The sequence below is a fragment of the Polaromonas sp. P3_C2 genome, assembly GCF_056402675.1.
This window is the reverse complement of sequence record NZ_JBFUGX010001113.1, coordinates 1-826: the sequence shown is the minus strand read 5'-3', so window position 1 is coordinate 826 and position 826 is coordinate 1. Positions and strand designations below refer to the sequence as shown.

The following is an 826-nucleotide window of genomic DNA, read 5'->3' as shown; positions in this document are numbered from 1 at the left end:
GTGATTGACACCGCCTTCGGCGATGATAAAAACCCGTTTTCCAGTCACGTCGTTACCTTTCCTGCTCATATTGCCGGAGAAACAGCCATTCTGCCCATTCAAAGTCTTCTTGGTTATCTATGTCTACAGAACGACTGCGCGGCATGGCATAAGGTCTGGCCTGCACACTCCAGAAGCCTTCCGCCGATGCCTTGCGAAGTGCGGCTCGGCTCCAGACATAGATGGAACCGTTCAGTCCCCATACTGTAGGTGCGTCCTGCCTGCGCACAAATGTAGCTGGCTTGCTCAACTGCAGCAGGCCGGCAGGCGTTTGCTCTACAAGAGTGTAATAAGGACTGTGGGAAGGTTCCGTCACACTCACCACCAGATCCTCATTGCTCCCCAGCGCCAGCGCAGCGTTCAGATCGTCAACTGTGCGTAGTGGCGAAGTGGGCTGTAGATCCATCACACTTCCGATAATCTGGCCCTGACCCTCAAGCAGACATACCAAATGCTCAATCGCCGGAATCTTGGCAGCTGTATCGCTGGCGAGCGCCGCAGGCCGGCGGTAAGGCACCAGTGCTCCGTATTGCAGTGCAACCTCGGCAATCTCATCGTCGTCAGTGGATACATAGACGCCGGCTACTCCCTTGCAGGCAAGGGCCTGGCCTATCGTATGGGCGATGAGCGGCTTGCCCGCGAAAGGCAATACGTTTTTGCGTACCAGCCCCTTGCTGCCTCCGCGAGCGCAAATCGTGATGATATTGCAGGGTGCTGTCATGCTGCAATTGCGACGCGTGTCGCCTCAATCAAGTGATGTCGGATTTCAGGGTCACCGGAGTTATCC

1 protein-coding gene is annotated in these 826 nt (G+C 55.9%); it reads right to left on the bottom strand.

Features of this window, described 5'->3' with window-relative positions:
• Nucleotides 1–52 precede the first annotated feature (52 nt).
• On the bottom strand, nucleotides 53–760 hold the full coding sequence (locus tag AC1DWI_RS24985) for an acylneuraminate cytidylyltransferase family protein (protein WP_477671336.1): 708 nt from the start codon (nucleotides 758–760) through the stop codon (nucleotides 53–55).
• Nucleotides 761–826 lie beyond the last annotated feature (66 nt).

Bases quoted from the DNA above. Each gene is read 5' to 3' on its own strand.
- AC1DWI_RS24985 (WP_477671336.1), bottom strand. From the start codon at position 760: ATGACAGCACCCTGCAATATCATCACGATTTGCGCTCGCGGAGGCAGC.